The organism is Methanobacterium paludis (genome assembly GCF_000214725.1).
GTDB lineage: Archaea > Methanobacteriota > Methanobacteria > Methanobacteriales > Methanobacteriaceae > Methanobacterium_C > Methanobacterium_C paludis.
In genome coordinates this window covers 2,432,892-2,453,104 of record NC_015574.1, presented here as the reverse complement: position 1 = coordinate 2,453,104, position 20,213 = coordinate 2,432,892, and the positions used below count along the sequence as shown (strand labels likewise).

Below are 20,213 nucleotides of genomic sequence, written 5' to 3'. Positions count from 1 at the left end.
AAATTACTTAAACAAAATTTCAAAAATTAAAATAAATTATCTTCAAATTTAGAAAGAAAATATCACGTGAGAGGTTAAAGATGGCAGAGTTGGTATGGGGAGGCTTAATTATATCCATGGTTTTACTGTTTGGTATTAATATTGGTCTTGCAGTGGGCCTCACAGAGCTCCATAAAAAGAAAGCTCTGGCTATTTCACTATCATGCGGCTTAATCCTATTGATACTTAGCATAATTGCTAATTTAGTTAATTCAGTATTTTATACGGTTATTGGAAGTTATATCTCCATAATACTTGGAGTTATAGGTGCTGTAATTCTTTTAAGTGGAATTTACACCATTGATAAATGGAAAAAATCTAAAGAAGAGTACTATTCCTTTTCATCAGCGGCAATGATGTCTTCATCGATATGTTGTTTTGTGGGATTCGCATCTGTTGCTGTGTTGTTGAGTAAGGAAATAACAATTTCTTTCTGGGAGTTCAGTGCAGTTACGGCGATCACTATGGTTTTAATGGTGATGTTTTTTTATTTATTTTCTAAGATTTTAAGAAACGCTGAAACTCCATATCCAGTTCTGCTTGGAAATTTCATGATTTTAAATGGATTTTGTTTTTTAATAAGCGCAGTATTTGTCCCAAATATTAAAAAATTAGCCTCGGTCCAAACAAGTTCAGTATCTATAAACTCATCAGTATCATCGCTGATTTTCATGGCAATGGCAGGTATGGGAGTATTTTTAATAGGAGTTTATCTAAAAGAGGAAGGCATCACGAGCTTAGGGGACATTCATAAAAGGATACATCTATCAAAATCCAATAAAACTAAAAAAACTTGATGATCAGGATTTAAACGACAATAATTGAAAAAATTTAATTTGAAAATATTTTACAGGTGTTTGTTCATGCAATTTCTTGGAAGCGAAATTTTAAGCAGTTTACTATATCTAATCGCGCAGAGTTTATTTATACCCGTTATAATAGCTGTTCTCATCTTCATAACCTATGCGGTTTTGAGTTTAGGAGGTTTTTTAACAGAAAAATTTTCAAGAATAAAATTTGATGTGGATAAGACTGAGAATTTGATAAGGGCTATTTCAAAATCTTCCAATCCTGAAGAAATGAAGGAAAAGGTTCTTGAAAGTGAACTTCTGGATAATTATAAGAAAATTATCATAAAAATTATTTCTAACCATGATATTGGTCCGCAATCAAGAAGAGCACTGGCCACAAAATTAATTGAAGAAGAAGAACTCCGATTTGCGAATATAACTCAAAAAACTGATATATTGGTCAGATTAGCCCCAACTATTGGGCTTTTGGGGACATTAATTCCATTAGGTCCAGGTTTATCAGCGTTAGGGGCTGGAGATATAAATACTCTGGCACAGGCATTGCTGGTAGCATTTGATACTACAATAACAGGATTGACTGCGGGTTCCATAGGATTTGTTATATCAAGATACAGGAAAAACTGGTACAATGATGATCTATCCATTTTAGAATCAATAGTTGATTCAACATTGGAGGTTTTAGACAAATGCCAAAAAAAAGAAAATTTTTAGATGATGACGGTGAAGACCCCACCTCCGGAATAATTAACATGACAGATTGTATGTTGGTACTGGCAGTAGGATTTTTAGTATTTGCTATAATGGCTGTACACGGTAATCCTACCTTAATGGAGAGTGGATCCACACCTACTAATACAGTTTCTGTCAGTACAGGCTCAACACTTAACGATACCCCTGAGAATCAATCCGGGTCTGACAGTGGTTATCAGCAGATGGGAACTGTTTACAAAGACCCTACAACAGGCAAACTTATTATGGTTAGTTAACATCTTGAGGCGGTATGATGATAAAAAATAATTATTCTTTTATTGTTGATGATCCCCTGAATACTCTAGCTGGGCAGTATCACTGGGAAAAAGAATTAAAAGATCCAGGGCATAACAGAGCAAAGTTGGGATAGCAAAGAATGGTTTAAATCCAGAAGAAGAGGTCATGAAAAACCATTTAGAAAAAAACTTTAATAATAATGGATGGAATCTTGGAAAATCCTTATGAAAACCAGACTGGATTTTAATCGGTGAAAAAAATGATTAAAAATCATAATTATAAATTCATGAGAGTGATGAAATGAATAAAAATCATTTGATTTTAATTGCAGCAATATCCTTAATTATAGCTTCAGGTGTGGGACATTATTTAACAGAAACCGGATACCTCCCTGGAGGTAATAAAACAATAACGGACATGGCTAACCGAACTTTAAGTGTTCCCTCACCTGTTAATAGCGTACTATCAACTTCTCCAACAATAACAGTTATGTTGTACATGCTGGCCCCGGACAAACTGCTTGCTTTTAATTATGTAACAACGTCTGAAGAACAGAAGTACATGCCAGATAAATATAAGAATCTATCCTCCGTGGGGGGCTGGTATGGATCACAAACTGGTGATTATGAGCAGTTCATAGCTATGAATCCAGATGTGATATTGGATAGTTATACACCATCTAACTCTTCATCTGAAGATTTAGCAACAGTGGCCACCCTTAAAGCAAGACAGCAGCAATTTGGTTCGATACCTGACCTTGGGGTGGCTGATACCAATAATATCAGCACATTAGATCCTTCGATTGAATTTATTGGAACGTTACTGGGGACTGAAGATACAGCTAAAAAATTGACGGCTTTCAATGATAAAGTTCAAAAGGAAGTTACCGATGTTGTATCAACAATACCTGAAAGTGAAAAAGTAACTGTTTACTATGCTGAAGGTACTGCTGGACTTCAAACAGATCCTTCCGGTTCTGTGCATGGACAGTTAATTAGTCTTTGTGGTGGAATAAATGTGGCGGACGTTCAAGAAGAAGGAGGAGCAGGACACAGTACTGTGTCAATGGAACAGGTGCTTCAATGGGATCCCGAGGTCATAATAACCACCGATGAAACATTCTACGCGGAGGTCTACGGTAACTCCAGCTGGAGTGGAGTAACCGCTGTTAAAAATAAAAGGGTATACCTCTCTCCACAGTCTCCATTCAAATGGTTTGACAGACCAACAGGGGCAAATATGATTATTGGAATTCCATGGACGGCTAAAGTAATTTATCCCGACAAATTCCAGGATCTAAACTTAACCAGTCAGGTTGAAGAATTTTATTCAGACTTTTACCATTATAAACTGACGGATGATGAAGTAAATAAGATCCTGGAAGCATCTGGAATAAATTCTACTGATATAAGTTGACCGGAAGAAATCAAAACATCTGGAAGGATCTGGAATGGATAGGGTAACGTCATAAAAGAGAAATTAACAGATGAAAATACTAGAAAATGGTCAGTAAATGTGTTTTACTGTCTATATTCTATAATTCTTCATTAAATATTGAACTAGATATTATTCATAGTAAAGAAAATATTGAAGAGCATAATTCTCAGTAAAGATGAATAATTGAAAATAGTTTAATTTGAAATTTAATTTAAAAAAAGCAAAATGGTGATAGTATGAGTGATTATATGGAATTATTAAAAAGAGCTGGTGAGTTTCATGGCGATATATGCGGTGGAATTGTTATGGGAACAAAATTAGCTATTTATGGTATGGAAACTATGGGAATGACGCCTGGAGAGAAAGATAAAAGATTAATAGTCTTCACTGAAATTGATCGATGTATATCAGATGCAATTTTATCTGTAACCAGAACTTCCCTGGGTAAAAAATCACTTAAACCAATGGGTTATGGTAAATTCGCGGCTACTTTTGTTAACATAGATACTGGAGAAGCAATCCGTGTCATAGACTTAGGTGCCAATAAGAAAGATATGGAAGAGGAAGAAGATGAAACAGTAGAAGAGCTCATTGAAAGAATAGCCAAAACCCCAGCAGAGGATCTGTTTGAAATTCAAAAAGTATCAGTTAAAATTGATAAAAATGATTTACCGGGTAAACCACTTGAAATAGCTACTTGTGCCAATTGTGGAGAAGTGGTAATGGATGGAAAACATCATTTACTAGGAGGACGTGCATACTGTACCTCATGCTTTAGTGGATCCTATTATAAGATTTTAGATGAATAAATTAGAAAATTAGCAGTGATTATCTTTTAATCACTCTTTTATTCATGATTTTTGATATTTCATGGATTTAACTCATTTTAGAATGTTTAAACCGGGTTTACACAAAATTTAAGTTACTCCAACTCCAAAATTAATAACAATTGTTAAATAGAGTTAAATAACTTCATAGATAATCATATTATTAAAACCTATAAAAGAGGAAAATATGAAAACCTTACCTACTCTGTTTGTATCCCATGGAGCACCCACCCTGAGCATTGAAGACATTCCTGCCCGGGAATTTTTGAAGGGTTTAGGGTCACGGTACCCTGAAGTCAGTGCTGTACTCTGCATATCTGCCCATTGGAACACCAAAAACCCGGAAGTCACGGCAGTGGAGAAACCAGAGACGATCCATGATTTTTATGGATTTCCAGAGGAACTTTACACCATAAAATACCCTGTCAAAGGAGAACCTGAACTTGCAGAACGCACAGCCGATCTTATAAATAAAGCAGGCTTCAGCTGCGATATAGACGGCCAACGGGGATTGGATCATGGTGCATGGGTGCCCACACGTCTGATGTATCCCAAGGCGGATGTTCCTGTGGTTCAGCTTTCTATCCAGAGCCATTTGGACCCTAAAAGGCATTACCTGTTGGGAAAGGCCATAGAAGAACTGAATCACGAGGGAGTTTTGATCTTGGGTAGCGGCGGTGCAGTACATCCATTGGGCTACGCCCCACTGGGACCTGGTGCAAGAACAGACGATTGGGCCATGGATTTTGACAAATGGCTCACAGATGCTGTAACCCGGGGAGATGTGGAACAGCTTGAAAACTACAGTCAGCTGGCTCCCTACCCACAACGTGCCCATCCTTATCCTGACCACTTCATGCCTTTACTTGTGGCGTTGGGAGCTGCAGGATCTGGTGCCAGGGGAAAGATCATTCATCATAGCTGGTACTGGGGTGACCTGGGAATGGCTGCCTATGAATTCAATTCAGACAAAAAATAATAAATCTTAAATTATTTCAGGTAGCATTAAAAGGATTAGATAGTTTAAACATGTTCTTGGTAAAAAGAGGAGATGCAATAAATGGCAGATGAGAAGGCAAAAGGAAGGATCAAAATAGTTAAAAATGGCCCTTACATTGTTTCAGGTGCTGTGCCACTTATGAAAATGGTGATAGGAACGGATGAAGAGGGAAACTCTTACAACTGGCATTCTGAAGAGATAGTACCGTGTGGTGAAACTTACACCCTTTGTCGCTGTGGTCAATCCAAAAACAAACCATTCTGTGATGGAACCCATGGAGAAGTGGGTTTTGATGGTACAGAAATAGCCAGCAGAAAATCGTACCTTGAGGAGGCTGTGGAAACAGAAGGTTTTGATTTGAATTTAACAGACGTATGGTCACTTTGCGACCATTCACGTTTCTGCATGAGGGCAGGGGGAATAAGGAAGCTTATAGCCGAGTCTGAAAATCCCGAAGCCAGGGAACTTGCCATCCAACAGGGTAAAAACTGTCCCTCTGGTAGGTTGGTTGTCTGGGACAAAAAAACAGGCAAGCCACTTGAGCCAGAATTTGAACAGTCCATTGCAATGGTTCATGACCCGGTGAAAGACTGTGAAGGTCCAATGTGGGTAAGGGGAGGTATCCCAATAGAATCTGCAGATGGAACCCTTTATGAAATCCGAAATAGGGTCACATTATGTCAGTGTGGAAAGTCTGAAAACAAACCCTTCTGTGATGGTCGCCACTGGATGACGCCTGAAGAGAAAAGGGATTGGAAGGCAAAGTGGGAGTAAGCTTCGATTTTATGAGCCCACATTAAATAGGGGCAGATGGTGATGTGGATTTCTACCCTTTATTTTATAGATCATCAAAAATTAATTGAAAAAAATACACAGACAAATATATAATTAAAATACACTTTTTAACAAATAATTAAGTACATCATAAATATTACTGAAATGATGAATGCAATTATATAAATATTGATGAAGGCAATAAGTTTAAAATTATAAAACTAAGAGGTTTTAAAATGTCTGAACCTGTAAACCCCGAAGATCAGTTGATCATAAATATAACTCCTTTAGATGCAATTAAACTAATTGAAAACTCTTCAAACGATCATGAGTTCATCCTAATTGATTTGAGAACCCCCAAGGAATTTTCCAAGGGGCATGTGGAGGGCGCAGAAAACCTGGATTATTATGCAGACGACTTTAAAAAACAGCTTGATGAAATGGATAAAGATAAAAAATACATAATTTATTGTGGATCTGGAGTTAGGGGTACAAAAACCTCTAAAATAATGATGGATATGGGGTTCATGGAAGTTTACAACATCCTTGGCGGTTTTGCCGGGTGGAAGATAACCAAACTTCCAGTAGCCAAGGAATAAGGAATAAATTAGAAATTTATAACCCAAGAAACTATAACCTGAGAAATATACTCTAGTTAAGAATTGAAAAAAGGATTTTAGGGAAGAATTGAAAGAAAAATTTGAAAAAAATAGTTTTTAGAAATTTTCTATCCTAGTTTTCTTATTTTCTTATTTATCCTAATTTTGTTATACATCTTAAAAGTTTTACATTTTAAAATTTAATCCCAAACTCCTACAAAAAACTTTTCAATCCTTTGAAATGGCTTCGGTGAAGAATTCTGGAACAAGGGATTTGTAGAGCCTGTTTCGGAAGAGCATTTTTATGTTCCCGTCCAGAACGTAGGTTTCACAGTAATCGTCTTCAGCTCTCATTCCACGACCGTAGGCCTGTAAAAGCGTCATAACTGTTTTGTAGGCGTACCATTTCGGGTCTTTGGCTTTTCTTTTGTTTATCTGTTTATCGCCAAGGTATGGGAATGGTACCTTGTAGATAACCTGGAACTGGCACTTCTCGTAGGGCAGGTCCACACCTTCGCTCATGGATGGGCTCACGAATACTTTGGGTTCTTTACTCCTCTCGAATTCATGGAGTTTGTACTCCCTGTTTTTACTGTCATGGTCCATAAGTCGGGGATTTTTGATGTGTTTCATGATGTACTGCTGGCACTTGTAGTTGTGGGTGTGTATAAGCCCTTTCTCATACTTGTGGTGTTCTATTATTTTTTCCAGTATCGGGATTGTTTTTGGAGCTGTCCGCCTTATGGCACGCTGTGACATGGGTCCCACACTTTTAATGTGGACTGGCCTTGAAGAGGCTGGAAAGGAACTGTTTATGCGCAGGTAGTAAACTTCTTCAGGGTCAATTCCAAGCCACCTGCAGAAGAGCTCGTGGTCGAGTATGGTTGCGCTCATAAATAGGCATACATCCGCGTACTGGAATAAGCGTTCCTGTGCATAGACATCGATTTTCAGGGGTTTGAAAGAAGCACCGCCTGGAGTTGTATCAACCACCCAGTTGTCTGGATGTTCCTCCAGGTTGCTCATAAGCTCGCTCAATCTTAATTTTGTCCTGTTTATCCTATCAGCCTTGTTTTTTGGAAGTTCTTTAACGTTCAGGTCCTTGTAATCCTGGTAAATGGCCTGAATAAACAGTGTCCACTCTTTAGGATCTTCATATCCCATCATATTCCTTGGTATGGTTGTTTTAATGTCCTTTCGGAGGCTGTTGTTGAATATGTTCACTTCAAGTCTGCGCATGAGTTTGTCTTCGATGTTATGGGCCTCATCCAGTACCATGAGCTGTCTTTTCCCGAAATGTTTAACGTAGGCAAGCTCAAGGAGGGCGTAGTCGTAGTTCATCAGGGTTATGGGACTTTCAACTGCTCTGGCCTTCTGTCGCCAGTAGTTGCAGGCATCGCCTGATCTGAAATATATTGGGGAGCCGTATGCGTCCATGAAGGCTGAAGATCCATCATCAAATGGGGATTTCGTTATCCCGTATTCGCATACGAATTTCTGGGAGCTCGGTATTGTTTGGCAGGTTCCCATATCACAAGTGGCCTCAAGTCCAGCATCCTTACAGTTGAAGTTGGCCCTTCCCTTTACCATGGGATATCCAAACTCCTGGGAGTACTGGGATTGGAGCTGTTTGGTCATTGTGAGGATGTAAGCGGGTTGGTATATGTTTGCAAGTGTTGTTGCAATTGCAGATTTCCCTGTACCTGTACCTGCCTCGAGGATGATGTACTTGTAACCATCGTCCATTGCATCGTTGATCCTGGATATTATCTCGAACTGTCCTTTACGAGGAGAAGAAAACGGGAAATTCTCTATTATTTCATCTTCCACATCAGGATAGAGCTTTTTAATTTCAGGGGTCATGTTTCTTGAAGTCTCTGGTTTTTTAGTGGTTTCAGTGTTTCCTTTGGGGCAAACACATCTTGCCTTTACCATTCCGCATTGTTTACAGAAAAAGCCGTTGTCCATGAAGAATTATATTTTTTTGATGGTATAAAAATGAAACCTTTGGAAATATCGATGGTAAAATGAAACCTTTAAAAAAGTTTAATCCAAACTTAAATAAATCTGAATCACAAAGAAACTAGTATCTTTCAATAGATAGTATCTTTCGATAGAAATTTATCTAAAGTTGATCTAAGTACATGAAATTATAGATTCCCAATTTTTTTAAAGATCAATAAAATCACTCAAATAAAATCAACTGAAATCAAAAATATGTAAGTCAAGTGCGTGTTCAAGATGAAAAGAGGAAAACTGATTGGTATAGGTGTGGGTCCTGGAAACACAGAACTTTTAACTGTTAAAGCTGTAAAGGCACTTCAAAGTGTTGAGGTGATATGTGCACCCAGATCTGCAAGTTCAAAGCCGAGTCTGGCACTTTCAATCGTACAACCTGTTCTGGATGATAGGGATGATGAATATGAAACTTTAGAACCATTGTTTCCTATGATTGAGGATAAAAATGCTCTTGAAGGTTACTGGGATGATGCGGCAGGGGTCATGGCCCAGAAACTCGAGGATGGAAAGAACTTGGCATTTATAACCCTTGGAGATCCAATGGTTTACAGCACATTCTCCTACGTGTGCAAGAGAATAACTGCCATGGATTTTGATGTGGAGATAATACCTGGCGTAACATCATTTACAGGCTGTGCTGCAACTGCAGGGATTCCAATTGCAGAGAAAGATGAGATAATCGTGATAGTGCCCAAGGTGGACGAGAGACTGGAGAAGATCATGGAGTACGGGGACACCTTCGTTATAATGAAGACTTCAAGGCATTCTGAGGAGCTTGAGAAAATTGTAGCTCATGATAAGAGGGATAAAGACGTAATATCGGTGCAGAATTGCAGCATGAAGGATGAAAAGGTATTTAAAGGATTTTCAAAGGATAAAAAATATCTTTCCACGACTATTGTTAAATTTAAGGATGAATAAAAGATATTTAAGAATAAATTAATCTTTTTTTTAAATCGTATTGAAATATTATTGAAGAGTTTTGCATTTAAATTAGTAAAACTCTTCTTTTTGGTTTTAGCTCATACCTTTTCCACAAACTTTATATATATAATATTAATATTCAGTATTATATTATATTAATATCCTATTACTATAACACTTAGTTCTCCTGATTTTTTGGGAATCATTGGTGTGGGAATTACTATGCTTTCTATTTACATTGGTCCTACAACAGCTGGACTTGTTTTGGCTGTTGCAGCAACTATCTTAACAATTAAAGGCATAATAGATTTAGTAATGAAAGAAAGGAAGTAAATATATGGGAATACGCGAAACTTTTGCTGAGTGGGATCAAGAAATTGTCGAGAGGAATATAATACGGCTGGAAAGTTTTGCAAATGATGCTAACGTTGCAGGTCTTGAAGAAATTATCTTTGAAATTAAAAATTTAATGAATTTGGGTATTTATGAAAGGTTAATGGAAGTTTACAAGTTAAAAAATGATATTTATGAAACAAATGTGGTTCGTGAAGAATTCTTCAGATCACCTTTGATAAAACTTGCAGATGAAAATCTTGTTCATCCTTTTTTTATTAGACTTCCACCTTTTAAGGGAGTAGTTTTCAATCTTTTCTGTGATAATTACCGTTTTTTTGAATATTTTTATTATGTGAATACAGAAGAGCGTCTAGATATAAAGGATATGAGAAACATTTATTATGGTGGTTTGGGTGAATGTGTAATTACCTTTTTAGATAACTTTTATAAAGTTAAAAAAACACCAGAACCTACAATTGAATTTTTTCAGAACTTAAGACAAGTTCAATGGCAAAAACAAAGTCATAATATTTTTAAAAAAATAGATCATACATTGAGTGTTTTAGGAACACTATTCAAAATTATACTTTATTTGGTGGTGAAGAACAACTTTTTGTTGAGTTTCTTTGTTTTTGTGCTGCTGCTTCGGATGGTAGAGGTGAGGTTTCTGTTGATGATGTTATAAAAGCTTATAAGACTTATTTTAAGCTTATGAGAACTGATGTAACCGCGTATAAGGCAGCTGAGAGTGTGGGGGATGCGGATTTTCATGCAGATAACTCTTTTTTCGAGAAGTATTCTTTCTTTGAGAAGTTTTCTAGGCGGTTGAGTTCTGATGCATTGCTGCATATATGGTTGAGGGTTTGGGGTTTGCTTTTTATGGGTTTAGGTATTTTAATTGTTTTTTATGGGTATTATCCTGTCTATTTAGGTGGTTTGTTCCTTGCTTTCGCAGGGATTCTGTCTTTTATTTTGGTTCATAGGATTATGTATCTTTTTTATAGTGGTATAATGATGAGTTTAGCCATAATACTTTATTTTAATGGTTATTTGATTCAGGCTTTCACTTTCCTACTTTTGTCAATATTTTTATTTAACAATGCTCGAGTTATAAGCAAAAAACAGGAGGAATCAGTTTCTAAAAATGAAAAAACGGGTTATTTGGTTTGTAAAAGTTGTAAAAGGTATTATAAGCTTCAATTTGGTGAAAAACCAGAAGATTTCTCAGATATATGTGAGAGTGGTGGTGAATTGAAATACATGAAAAGTCTTGATAAAAGTGGTTGAAATGAGGGATTGGTGCAGTGGTTCTGGTACAATGGTTAACCGGCTTGATGATCCTTTGGTTCGAGTTTTAGAGGATCTGTGAGTTTGGTGTTGTGATCATCTTATGAACTTTCGGAAAAGCTTAAGAAACTTTTAAACAAATAAAATTAATTTAGTTGGAGGATAGTTATGCCTTCGCACAACGATCTTGGAGAATACGGCTTAAAAAAATTGAAAAAAAAATATTCTAATGATTTATTAGATGATTTAATGGCCGATTTGCAGTTTTTAATTGATTCTGGTTATTATGATACTTTATTCAAAGTTTATACTGATTGGAAAGAACCAGTGTCTTTATTAAGTGATATAAGTAATAAAATCGCGGAAAAAAGCAATTTTTTAGTTTTTGCTCATGAAAACTTGAGAAACATTCCAGTTAAGTTTTTATCAGATTTAATAGATTATGACACGTTTTACTTTTTCTTCCCCTTTTTAGAGTGGGTTTATTCTATGTATTTGGAAAGACAACTTGAACCTGATGATGTTGAAAGGTTATTTTCCAGTGGTGTAGGTCAAAAAATAGCATTAAATTTGCTAAATTTTGCTAAATTTGATAAAACTCCTGAGGTTACCTCAGAATTTTTTCAGAAACTTCAAAAATTAAAATGGGAAAATAGGAAAACTAAGAAAATTTACACAGAATTAGATAAGATAATATCACTTTTTTTGTTTAAAGATTATGGGATCAATGAGTCTTCGTTCAATATAAGACAGGCCCGAGTTATCTTATTTCTAGCGGGTTGTAGTGCTGTAAATGAAGGAAAAGAGAAAATAGGTGAAAGTGATGTGTTTACAGCATATAAAACATTGTTTAAAATTATTAAAACAGATTTTTCAGAATTAATCGATGGAGCAACTTCTAAACAAAAGAGAATATCACATGGTTATTTTGTCTGTGAAAATTGTGGTGATTATTATAAGCTTCAATCTGGTGAAAAACCAGAAGATTTCTCAGATATATGTGAGTGTGGTGGTAAATTGAAATACATGAAAAGTCTTGATAAAAGTGGTTGAAATGATGGATTAATGTAGTGATTTTGGTACAATGGTTCAACCGGCTTGATGATCCTTTGGGTTCGAGTTTTAGGGGATCTGTGAGTGTTTTTGGTGCCCTATACAATTTTATATTCCACGTTTTATTCAGGGCTTATCACAAATCTACAGAATTCATCACCCATTGCGTAGCATTTAACTTCTTCAACGTCCATTTCTTCGCCGAAGTGGGCTGAAAAAATTGCTCCAAGTATTCCTGAGTCAAATGCGCAGGCCGGTTTTCCTGTTTTTGGCAAGTCTTCACATTCAAAGCAGTCATAGGCCCTTATTGTAATTGGATTAAGGTTTTCAACTTCAACTCGTCCTAACTTATTTTTTTCCCAGAATGAAGCAAGGTTTTGTGTTAATTTGTTAATATCAGGGTCTTCTAATTTTTTGTAAAATGTTTCCCCAACCTTTTTCCCTGCGCTGTAAAGTATGGGGTCTATATTCACACCTTCCTCCATTAATGCCACTCTTATTGTTCTGAAAATGAATCTAAAGAATTTAAATGGATCATCGGAGTTTGTAACCTGGGTGGTAATGTAGTTGTCCATTTCCTTTTCAAAACTTGTTACACGGGAAAGATCACCCAGGTAACGGGATTTGATGTAAAATATTTTTCGTCTGCCATCTGAGGGGTCTGATTTTGTATCAACTATTCCCGCATCGATCAGGTCTTTGAGGTGGGCTGAAATGGTTGATTTAGATTTACCGGTTAAAGAAACAATTTTAGAAGCACTTAAACCTTCATCTTTTAGTATGGATAATATTTTAGCTTTTATTGGGCTGTCTATAACGTTCAGACCTTTGTTGGTAGCAAAGATTTTGATCTGGCTGTTTTTGTCCAGCTCAGTTTTATTGCGGGCGTTTGTTTCATTCTTTTCATGGTTCATTTAGCTGTCCTCACTAGTTATGGTGTTTCTCACACTATATAATGGTTCGTGTTAATGCGAACAGTAAACTTTATATAGAACTAGTTCGTATAGAAGCATACAGTCCTGAGATATACGAACCAAATTTTATTCAATCAAAACTTTTGGTTGATAAAGGTTTGCTAAAAACGAAAAATAATAATAGAAAAACTTGGAGGATGGAACATGAAAGCAGATGCAACAAAAATTAAGGAAGGAGTGTACTGGGTTGGAGTTTTAGACTGGGATTTAAGGAGTTATCATGGATACACGTTAAATGGAACCACATACAACGCATATTTAGTATTTGGAGAAGATAAGGTGGCCCTTATAGACAACTGCTACCCTGGACATTCTGCACAGATGTGGGGCAGGATCAAGGACGCATTCACAAAAGAAGGGAAGGACGTGAAAATCGACGTGATAGTACAAAACCACGTTGAAAAGGATCACAGCGGGGCCCTTACAGAAATCCACAAGAAATTCCCAGATTCCCCAATATACTGCACAGAAATAGCAGTTAAAGGCCTTATAAAACACTTCCCCGCACTTAAAGGTGCAGATTTCAAGACAGTTAAAACAGGAGACACCCTGGACCTTGGAGGAAAAACACTGGCATTTCTCGAGGCATTCCTCCTGCACTGGCCTGATAGTATGTTCACCCTCTTTGTTGAAGACGGTGTTCTATTCCCAAACGATGCTTTCGGACAGCACCTATGTTTAACAGAAAGATACGACAACGAAATTCCAGAATACGTGCTCATGGATGCCGCCCAGAAATTCTACGCTAACTTGATCACACCTATATCAAAACTTGTGCTTAAAAAGTTCAAGGAAGTTGAAGAACTTGGCTTGCTTGATAAGATCACCATGATTGCACCGGCACACGGCCAGATATGGACAGATCCTATGAAAATCATAGGAGCTTACAGTGGATGGGCTACAGGAGACTGCAAGGACAAGATAACAATAGTATACGACACCATGCACGGATCCACCCAGAAAATGGCCCATGCAGTTGCTGAAGGCGCTATAAGTGAAGGGTTTGATGTTAAAATGTACTTCCTCCATGAGGACGAGCGCAGTGAAATAGTTAAGGACATTCTGGACAGTAAGGCCGTTGCATTCGGTATTCCAACCATTTATGGAGAACCATTCCCAAGTATGGGCGATATTGTCTACTACCTCCGCGGACTGAAATTTGGTAGGACCGGTGTTAAAAAGCCTGCAGTCACATTCGGTTCCATGGGCGGTGAGGGAGGAGCACCACAGAAAATCAAAGAAGACCTTCAAGAATGTGGATTTGATGTTTCAGATGCTTACGAAGTATATTACGTTCCAGATGAAGATGAATTGGAACAGTGCTACAAGGTGGGTAAACAACTGGCTTTGAAGGTGAAAGATCTTTAACAAAATTGATTAAACTTCAATTAAAATTTTTTTAAAAGATATTAAAGTAGTGAACTGAACGTATTTATGAGTGTAACAGGAATAAATCAAGTAATTCAGGAAATTAAAGAGCATAATCGATATATAAATGAAAATTTAGGAGGATAAAAACATGGATCTAGTAAACGAACATGAAGTAGGGGTTTGTAAAGGAACAGAGGTAGAAAAAGAGGTTCAGGCGAACTTTGAGGGAGAATGTCAGGAAGTTGGAATGTACCTTGCAATGGCACGTCAGGCTCAAAGAGACGGCCTTCCTGAGGTTGGAGAAGTTTTAAAAAGAGTAGCCTTTGAGGAAGCCGAACATGCATCACACTTTGCTGAAATGAACGGCGTAATTTCCACATCCCTGAAAGAGAACCTGGAAACGATGTTATCAGGTGAACAGATGGCCAACAAGGAGAAAAAAGCCGCAGCCACCAAAGCAAAGGAGTGCGGTATCGACGCTGCCCACGATTTCTTTGATGAAAGCTCGAGGGATGAGGGAAGGCACGCCAAAATGTTGGAAGGACTTCTTGAGAGGTACTTCTAAATCTCTTATTTTTTAAGTTTAACTTTTTTTTTATGGTGTTTCAATGAAATATGAATGTGAAATATGTCACTACATCTATGATTCAGATGAAGGAGATCCAAAATTTGGATTTAAAAGGGGAATGCCTCTTGAAGATTTACCTGATGACTGGGTGTGTCCAATATGTGGAATTGAAAAGGAATACTTCCATCCTGTGGGTAATATGGATATAAACCCTAAAGGAGAAGCCCCATTAGCATTAATGGTTTTCGCACTTACAAGGGGTCTTTGGACAATATCTGGAAGAGGATCCTATTCTGTAACCAGGGAAATAGGAAAAACATTCCTTAAAGAGTTAGAATCTAGTGAAATGGATCTAAATGGACAGGAAAATGCACTGGAATCTGTAAGGAAATATTTCATAGATCAGCATAAATTTGCTCTTGATATGGATTATGAAATAAAAGAAGATGAAGTGGAACTTATTGTTAAAAATTGCAGGTTTTTTTCCATATGCAAACAACTTGAAAGCCAGAATATTTTAATAACAACCTGCCCTTACACCAATACTGCGGCAATGGCACTTGAAAAAGTCACAGGTTACAGGTACCGTATAAATAAAGAACAGAAAGGTTATGGGCACCACATAACTCTTAAAAAACTTTCTCAAGTTAAAAATATCTAATTTTATCTATAAACATTAAAAAGACCATATTAAATATTAATTTTCAATTATTTTACTTATTTAATATATAAAAGTCAAATTTAGTCTAAATTAGATCTAAATAAGTTTAAAAAAAAGGTTTAAATACATCCCCATGAGCACTGATTCCCTAGGATGGAAATAGGTATTTTTTGGACAAAAATAAAAAATAGAAAAAAATAGAATATAAATAGTCTTTTTAAGGAGATATTCCTATTCTATTGTATTATTCTTTAACTTTTCACATGCATCCTCTGCTGCCTGTACAAAGGGGTCCACAACCATTGAGAGGGGAGGTGCATACGAGAATTCCATTCCTATCAGTTCATTGCATGTAACTCCTTTTGATATTGCAATGGCCATTGTATCGACCCTTTCTGCAACTGTTTCCTTTGCAATTATCTGGCAGCCGAGAATTCTACCTTCACTGTTACATATAAGCTTTATATAGATTGGTTTGCATCCAGGGTAATACCTTGCTCTTGTAAGGGCTTTGATTTTGCCAGTAACAACTTCTATCCCGTTTAAGTTAGCTGCTGTTTCAGTTAAACCCACAGCACCTATTTCCACTGCTCCAATCTGTGAAACAGACGAGTTTAAAACAGGGTTGAATTTGCTGTCTTTGCCTGCAATGTTTTTAGCAGCCACCTTTCCCTGACGTACAGCTGTTGTTCCGAATGGTGATAAGGTGTTTTGTCCTGTTATTGCATCTACAACTTCTACACAATCACCAACTGCGTATATGTTTGGGATGGATGTCTGCATTTTTTCGTTGACCTCTACGGCCCATCTTCCAAGTTTGCAGCCTGCTTTGTCTGCCAGTTTAACCTGTGGTCTGACTCCTGTGGCCATTATAACCATGTCTGTTTTTAGGGTCTCATCGCCAACAACTGCGGTTTCAACCTTTTCCTCACCTAGAATTTTTCCAACGGGGTTTCCCAGAACTATCTTCACGCCCTGGCCTTCAAGGTATTTCTGTACTATAAGGGCCATATCAGGGTCTAGAGACCTTGGAAATATTTGAGGGAGCATTTCAGTCACTACAACATCAAGGCCAAATTTTTTAAGTTCGTAACCAGTTTCAAGGCCTATTGCCCCTGCACCGATAACCACGGCGTTTTTAATATTTTCAGCCCATTTCCGGATCTTCATCCCGTCTTCAATGGTTCTGACTTTGAAAACACCTTTTAAATTGATCCCTTCAACAGGTGGAATGAATGGGGCACCTCCTGTTGCTATTATGAGGTAATCGTATTGCACAGATTTATTAATCTCTTTTTCTTCTTCTTTCACTCTGTACTCTACTTTATTCTCATGGGAAACTATGTCATAAACTTCTGCTTCCCTTACAACATTGATTCCTTTTTTCTTGTAATCTTCAGGTTCGTGCATTATGATACTTTCAAATGATTTGATTTCACCACCCAGAACGTATGGTATGGCACAGGGAGAATATGCCAAATACTCTTCTCTGGTTATTACGGTTATTTCTGCTTTTTCATCATATTTTCTTATGTTTGAGGCTGCGGTAAGGCCTGCAGCACCGCTTCCTATTACGACAACTTTCATTTATTTTTTCACCTGAGTTATGAGAATTCCTTGGGAATTCAAATGGTTCTACATTTTTATTTTTATAATTTCAACTCTTTATAACTTCATGGATCAAATCATGGATCGATCAGATTACATCAAGATCTACATCAAACTCAATTTCAAATCAATTGTTGTAAACATTTTTTTGTAAACATTTATATTCTATTCCCTACAATATATCCATGAATTTAGATATATAAAATTATATTTAAATACATCACTTAAATGGGGGGTTAATTATGAATGAGAGGGATATTAAAGAATTCGTAAAGGAACGCTATTCAAAGGTGGCAACCAAAGAAGAATCATGCTCATGTTCATGTTGTGGTGGTGAGGAAAGCATAATAGAACAGGCTAAAGAAGCAGGTTATACAATGGAGGAGATCAGTAGCATACCCGCCGATGCGGTGCTTGGAGTTGGCTGCGGAAACCCAACTGCACTTGCAGAGATTAAAGAAGGAGAAACAGTTCTTGATCTTGGATCTGGAGGGGGTATTGACGTATTTTTAGCAGCACAGAAAGTTGGAGATACTGGGAAGGTTATAGGTATCGATATGACACCTAAGATGGTAGAAACCGCATTAAAAAATGCTGAAGAAGGCAACTACCAGAATGTGGAGTTTAAACTCGGAGAAATAGAGAATCTGCCCATTGAAGACGGAACAATCGATGTCATAATCAGTAACTGCGTAATAAATCTCACCCCTGACAAATCTGTTGCATACTCTGAGGCATTCAGAGTTCTAAAACCTGGAGGCCGCATACTGGTCTCGGACCTTGTAACCGATGGAGAAATACCCGAAGAAACTCGTAAAAGTTTCCAGGCATGGTCAGACTGTATTGCAGGGGCCATGGAAAAGCAGGATTATCTTGAAACCATTCATGGAGCAGGTTTCAAGGATGTGAAAATTGTTGAGGCACACTACTACGCAGAACCCAATATGGATGAAAGGCTTGAGGGAAAAATACTCAGCATACAGGTAAAAGCAGAGAAATAAAATAGTTTTTGGGCAGATGTTAAGTAAATTTAAGGTAAGTGGTTTTCAATGAAAACATGTGAAATTAATGGTGGAAAATTGTCTGGAAAAAACAAGGGTGAAGAAAGTCCATCTCAAAGCCAAATAGATAAACTAAAGGAAATAATGGTCATTTTACCAGATGAAAATAGACTTCAGGCTCAATCAGAATTATTTAAACCACTTTCTGACCCTACTAGGCTTAAAATACTTTATCTACTTCGAAATGGTGAGCTATGTGTCTGTGAAATTATATTTGCACTTAAAAAGCCGCAATCAACTATATCGCACCATTTGAACATTTTGAAAAAAGCAGGTTTCATAAAAGGCCGAAAAGAAGGCGTTTGGATACATTACAGACTTGCAGATGCAGAAATAGTGGGAGTAATTGATAATTTGACTAGTATACTCAACGAAAAAGGTGGATTTTAAAAATGGAAAACAAGAAAAAGGCAATAGCGGCATGCAGCGGCATGAGCCCATATGGTTTGGTAACAAGAGCAGTGGCTTCAGACATGGTTTCTGAATCTGATAATTTAATATCACTCTGTATGGGGGCCACATCAGCTGACAGGGAAGGATTCAGAGATTTAATAAAGAAATATCCAATAGTGGCGCTTAACGGTTGTGAAGGGTCTTGCGTTAACAAAATACTGAAGCAGAAGGGAGTTGAAGCTGCAGAAACTTTAAATGTTCTGGAAATACTCAATGAAGAAGATCTAAAACCAACCGATGTTTCAAGACTCGATGATGAAGGAGAAAAATCTGTTGATGCAGTTAAAAAACGACTTAAAAAGGTATTAAGGGATTAATTAGCTTTAATGTCTGTCAATTTCAACATTTACAAAAGAATTTTATTTAAGCTAAATTTGTCCTTAACTAACTTTCAGAATTTTCACTGGAATCAAAGTTAAGATTATGGACTGTTTAAGGTTTAACTTAAAAAATGGGGGCATAAATATGGCTGACGATGAAAAGGGCTTTGATTCAAAGATTAAAGGCATGTACAGCGGATGCGGCTGCGGATGTCAGACTGGGTTCGTTGAAAAAAGTGAATCTGACTTGAAGCAGGTCAAATGCAGATCATGTGGAAAAATATTCAAGACCAACAGGGACACAGATCTCTGCATTATCTGCGAGAAAAAACATAGATAACATAAAATCTTTCATTAACTTGAAGCTAATTACTAGATAAATGGGGGAATGGTTTTGAAGGTGGTTATAGTTACTGATGGTACATATGGAGAAAGGGCTCACGAAACAATATCTAAAGAATTTGAAAGCGAGTACATTGCGATGGAACCTCCATCGTCAATGTTCATGGACAACGTAGAAATTCCAGAAGAGACCCTGAAACAGCTTGAATCTGCAGATATCCTGGTAACCTATGTACTCCACCCTGACCTCACCCTGGAACTTGTGGAAAGGCTTCACGATAAGGTGGGATGGATCATTGTAGGGGCATGGAGGGGTGAAGGATTTAAAAACCAAGTGGAAAGCTTTGGAAATGTTACATGTCCTGAAAACATGTGTGACCTTGAAGAAAATGGAAACCCCATTTTTGATGAATTCGTGTCCAACTTCGGCAAACCCGTTGTGGAAATAGAATGTAAAGACGGTAAAGTAACCGATGTCCAGGTTTTAAGGACTTCACCCTGCGGTTCAACCTTTTTTGTTGCGGATGAAATGATTGGCAAGAATTTGGAAGGTTTACCAGTATTGGCCGGGCTTAGAATACAGCATTACCCATGTAGAGCCCCTAAAATGCGATTATTTACTGATGATGAGTGTAAAAAGGAAATGGCAGCAAATTTCCACAAAGACGCATTTGAAGAAGCCATTAAAAGGGCCGAGAAAAGTAAAAAATTAAGGATGAAGAATTAAATAATATTAAACTATTTTCGATTATTTGGTTAAA

General features: G+C 37.2%; 23 protein-coding genes. 20 read left to right on the top strand and 3 right to left on the bottom strand.

The genetic code is table 11. The features are described from left to right. The first annotated feature begins 80 nt into the window (after positions 1–80). The 8 genes from MSWAN_RS11740 to MSWAN_RS11705 all read left to right on the top strand — a co-directional run bounded on the left by MSWAN_RS11740 (position 81) and on the right by MSWAN_RS11705 (position 6,475). Positions 81–836 carry a DUF2162 family putative transporter gene (locus MSWAN_RS11740; protein ID WP_013826870.1) on the top strand — a complete coding sequence of 252 codons (756 nt, stop codon included), beginning with the start codon at positions 81–83 and terminating at the stop codon, positions 834–836. Positions 837–902: 66 nt separating this feature from the next. Then, positions 903–1,562, top strand: coding sequence for a MotA/TolQ/ExbB proton channel family protein (locus MSWAN_RS11735; RefSeq protein ID WP_013826869.1), 660 nt, complete (start codon positions 903–905; stop codon positions 1,560–1,562). After that, entirely contained in the window at positions 1,538–1,837 is a 300-nt protein-coding gene (locus MSWAN_RS11730) for a DUF2149 domain-containing protein (protein ID WP_013826868.1), read from the top strand. Before MSWAN_RS11735 ends, MSWAN_RS11730 begins: the two co-directional genes overlap by 25 nt. Positions 1,838–2,138: 301 nt before the next feature. Further along, entirely contained in the window at positions 2,139–3,254 is a 1,116-nt protein-coding gene (locus MSWAN_RS11725; RefSeq protein WP_013826867.1) for an ABC transporter substrate-binding protein, read from the top strand. Positions 3,255–3,511: 257 nt separating this feature from the next. Beyond that, entirely contained in the window at positions 3,512–4,084 is a 573-nt protein-coding gene (locus tag MSWAN_RS11720; RefSeq protein WP_048188125.1) for an FmdE family protein, read from the top strand. A 205-nt stretch (positions 4,085–4,289) separates the two neighbouring features. Beyond that, on the top strand, positions 4,290–5,081 hold the full coding sequence (locus tag MSWAN_RS11715; RefSeq protein WP_013826865.1) for a DODA-type extradiol aromatic ring-opening family dioxygenase: 792 nt from the start codon (positions 4,290–4,292) through the stop codon (positions 5,079–5,081). A gap of 81 nt (positions 5,082–5,162) precedes the next feature. Further along, positions 5,163–5,876, top strand: coding sequence for a CDGSH iron-sulfur domain-containing protein (locus MSWAN_RS11710; RefSeq protein WP_013826864.1), 714 nt, complete (start codon positions 5,163–5,165; stop codon positions 5,874–5,876). Positions 5,877–6,112: 236 nt separating this feature from the next. Continuing rightward, positions 6,113–6,475, top strand: a complete 363-nt coding sequence (locus MSWAN_RS11705; RefSeq protein ID WP_013826863.1) for a rhodanese-like domain-containing protein — start codon at positions 6,113–6,115, stop codon at positions 6,473–6,475. A 228-nt stretch (positions 6,476–6,703) separates the two neighbouring features. Here the strand turns inward: MSWAN_RS11705 and MSWAN_RS11700 are convergent, their stop codons facing one another. Continuing rightward, the gene (locus MSWAN_RS11700) at positions 6,704–8,443 is read right to left on the bottom strand and encodes a helicase C-terminal domain-containing protein (protein ID WP_013826862.1); all 1,740 of its coding nucleotides are present in this window, start codon (positions 8,441–8,443) and stop codon (positions 6,704–6,706) included. Between the two features lie 273 nt (positions 8,444–8,716). On the opposite strand from MSWAN_RS11700, the gene cobI reads away from it, so the two are divergent. The 4 genes from cobI to MSWAN_RS11680 all read left to right on the top strand — a co-directional run bounded on the left by cobI (position 8,717) and on the right by MSWAN_RS11680 (position 12,094). Continuing rightward, positions 8,717–9,415, top strand: a complete 699-nt coding sequence (cobI, locus tag MSWAN_RS11695; RefSeq protein WP_013826861.1) for a precorrin-2 C(20)-methyltransferase — start codon at positions 8,717–8,719, stop codon at positions 9,413–9,415. Positions 9,416–9,755: 340 nt separating this feature from the next. Beyond that, positions 9,756–10,439 (top strand): hypothetical protein, encoded by a 684-nt coding sequence (locus MSWAN_RS11690; RefSeq protein ID WP_013826860.1) that lies wholly within the window; start codon positions 9,756–9,758, stop codon positions 10,437–10,439. A 65-nt stretch (positions 10,440–10,504) separates the two neighbouring features. Further along, a complete protein-coding gene (locus tag MSWAN_RS12380) occupies positions 10,505–11,041 on the top strand; it encodes a hypothetical protein (RefSeq protein WP_161597496.1) in 537 nt (178 codons plus the stop codon). Positions 11,042–11,209: 168 nt separating this feature from the next. Further along, a complete protein-coding gene (locus MSWAN_RS11680; RefSeq protein ID WP_013826858.1) occupies positions 11,210–12,094 on the top strand; it encodes a hypothetical protein in 885 nt (294 codons plus the stop codon). A gap of 122 nt (positions 12,095–12,216) precedes the next feature. Here MSWAN_RS11680 and MSWAN_RS11675 read toward each other — a convergent pair whose 3' ends face one another. Then, positions 12,217–13,008, bottom strand: a complete 792-nt coding sequence (locus MSWAN_RS11675; RefSeq protein WP_013826857.1) for a V4R domain-containing protein — start codon at positions 13,006–13,008, stop codon at positions 12,217–12,219. 204 nt (positions 13,009–13,212) lie between these two features. Between MSWAN_RS11675 and MSWAN_RS11665 the strand changes: the two genes are divergently transcribed. From MSWAN_RS11665 to MSWAN_RS11655, 3 genes are all read left to right on the top strand, one after another. After that, entirely contained in the window at positions 13,213–14,436 is a 1,224-nt protein-coding gene (locus MSWAN_RS11665) for an FprA family A-type flavoprotein (protein ID WP_013826856.1), read from the top strand. A 151-nt stretch (positions 14,437–14,587) separates the two neighbouring features. Further along, positions 14,588–15,004, top strand: a complete 417-nt coding sequence (locus MSWAN_RS11660) for a ferritin-like domain-containing protein (RefSeq protein ID WP_013826855.1) — start codon at positions 14,588–14,590, stop codon at positions 15,002–15,004. Between the two features lie 43 nt (positions 15,005–15,047). Then, positions 15,048–15,668 carry a rubredoxin gene (locus tag MSWAN_RS11655; RefSeq protein ID WP_013826854.1) on the top strand — a complete coding sequence of 207 codons (621 nt, stop codon included), beginning with the start codon at positions 15,048–15,050 and terminating at the stop codon, positions 15,666–15,668. 231 nt (positions 15,669–15,899) lie between these two features. Here MSWAN_RS11655 and MSWAN_RS11650 read toward each other — a convergent pair whose 3' ends face one another. Continuing rightward, positions 15,900–17,255: an NAD(P)/FAD-dependent oxidoreductase gene (locus tag MSWAN_RS11650; protein WP_013826853.1), complete on the bottom strand. Its 1,356-nt coding sequence runs from the start codon at positions 17,253–17,255 to the stop codon at positions 15,900–15,902. A gap of 263 nt (positions 17,256–17,518) precedes the next feature. Here MSWAN_RS11650 and arsM point away from each other — a divergent pair, with 263 nt between their 5' ends. The 5 genes from arsM (at position 17,519) to MSWAN_RS11625 (ending at position 20,179) form a co-directional block, all read left to right on the top strand. Beyond that, positions 17,519–18,277: an arsenite methyltransferase gene (gene arsM / locus MSWAN_RS11645; protein ID WP_013826852.1), complete on the top strand. Its 759-nt coding sequence runs from the start codon at positions 17,519–17,521 to the stop codon at positions 18,275–18,277. Between the two features lie 48 nt (positions 18,278–18,325). Further along, positions 18,326–18,727, top strand: a complete 402-nt coding sequence (locus MSWAN_RS11640; RefSeq protein ID WP_013826851.1) for an ArsR/SmtB family transcription factor — start codon at positions 18,326–18,328, stop codon at positions 18,725–18,727. Between the two features lie 2 nt (positions 18,728–18,729). Continuing rightward, a complete protein-coding gene (locus MSWAN_RS11635) occupies positions 18,730–19,107 on the top strand; it encodes a putative zinc-binding protein (RefSeq protein ID WP_013826850.1) in 378 nt (125 codons plus the stop codon). A gap of 148 nt (positions 19,108–19,255) precedes the next feature. Next, on the top strand, positions 19,256–19,450 hold the full coding sequence (locus tag MSWAN_RS11630) for a hypothetical protein (protein WP_013826849.1): 195 nt from the start codon (positions 19,256–19,258) through the stop codon (positions 19,448–19,450). Positions 19,451–19,504: 54 nt separating this feature from the next. Continuing rightward, the gene (locus tag MSWAN_RS11625; RefSeq protein WP_013826848.1) at positions 19,505–20,179 is read left to right on the top strand and encodes a DUF166 domain-containing protein; all 675 of its coding nucleotides are present in this window, start codon (positions 19,505–19,507) and stop codon (positions 20,177–20,179) included. Positions 20,180–20,213: the final 34 nt, after the last annotated feature.

Excerpts from the sequence above, each read along its gene's own strand:
- arsM (WP_013826852.1), top strand. The coding sequence starts at position 17,519 with ATGAATGAGAGGGATATTAAAGAATTCGTAAAGGAACGCTATTCAAAG.
- MSWAN_RS11660 (WP_013826855.1), top strand. The coding sequence starts at position 14,588 with ATGGATCTAGTAAACGAACATGAAGTAGGGGTTTGTAAAGGAACAGAG.
- MSWAN_RS11680 (WP_013826858.1), top strand. The coding sequence starts at position 11,210 with ATGCCTTCGCACAACGATCTTGGAGAATACGGCTTAAAAAAATTGAAA.
- MSWAN_RS11690 (WP_013826860.1), top strand. The coding sequence starts at position 9,756 with ATGGGAATACGCGAAACTTTTGCTGAGTGGGATCAAGAAATTGTCGAG.
- MSWAN_RS11735 (WP_013826869.1), top strand. The coding sequence starts at position 903 with ATGCAATTTCTTGGAAGCGAAATTTTAAGCAGTTTACTATATCTAATC.
- MSWAN_RS11635 (WP_013826850.1), top strand. The coding sequence starts at position 18,730 with ATGGAAAACAAGAAAAAGGCAATAGCGGCATGCAGCGGCATGAGCCCA.
- MSWAN_RS11710 (WP_013826864.1), top strand. The coding sequence starts at position 5,163 with ATGGCAGATGAGAAGGCAAAAGGAAGGATCAAAATAGTTAAAAATGGC.
- cobI (WP_013826861.1), top strand. The coding sequence starts at position 8,717 with ATGAAAAGAGGAAAACTGATTGGTATAGGTGTGGGTCCTGGAAACACA.
- MSWAN_RS11665 (WP_013826856.1), top strand. The coding sequence starts at position 13,213 with ATGAAAGCAGATGCAACAAAAATTAAGGAAGGAGTGTACTGGGTTGGA.
- MSWAN_RS11720 (WP_048188125.1), top strand. The coding sequence starts at position 3,512 with ATGAGTGATTATATGGAATTATTAAAAAGAGCTGGTGAGTTTCATGGC.
- MSWAN_RS11715 (WP_013826865.1), top strand. The coding sequence starts at position 4,290 with ATGAAAACCTTACCTACTCTGTTTGTATCCCATGGAGCACCCACCCTG.
- MSWAN_RS11630 (WP_013826849.1), top strand. The coding sequence starts at position 19,256 with ATGGCTGACGATGAAAAGGGCTTTGATTCAAAGATTAAAGGCATGTAC.
- MSWAN_RS11700 (WP_013826862.1), bottom strand. The coding sequence starts at position 8,443 with ATGGACAACGGCTTTTTCTGTAAACAATGCGGAATGGTAAAGGCAAGA.
- MSWAN_RS11730 (WP_013826868.1), top strand. The coding sequence starts at position 1,538 with ATGCCAAAAAAAAGAAAATTTTTAGATGATGACGGTGAAGACCCCACC.
- MSWAN_RS11640 (WP_013826851.1), top strand. The coding sequence starts at position 18,326 with ATGAAAACATGTGAAATTAATGGTGGAAAATTGTCTGGAAAAAACAAG.
- MSWAN_RS11650 (WP_013826853.1), bottom strand. The coding sequence starts at position 17,255 with ATGAAAGTTGTCGTAATAGGAAGCGGTGCTGCAGGCCTTACCGCAGCC.
- MSWAN_RS11740 (WP_013826870.1), top strand. The coding sequence starts at position 81 with ATGGCAGAGTTGGTATGGGGAGGCTTAATTATATCCATGGTTTTACTG.
- MSWAN_RS11655 (WP_013826854.1), top strand. The coding sequence starts at position 15,048 with ATGAAATATGAATGTGAAATATGTCACTACATCTATGATTCAGATGAA.
- MSWAN_RS11675 (WP_013826857.1), bottom strand. The coding sequence starts at position 13,008 with ATGAACCATGAAAAGAATGAAACAAACGCCCGCAATAAAACTGAGCTG.
- MSWAN_RS11725 (WP_013826867.1), top strand. The coding sequence starts at position 2,139 with ATGAATAAAAATCATTTGATTTTAATTGCAGCAATATCCTTAATTATA.
- MSWAN_RS11705 (WP_013826863.1), top strand. The coding sequence starts at position 6,113 with ATGTCTGAACCTGTAAACCCCGAAGATCAGTTGATCATAAATATAACT.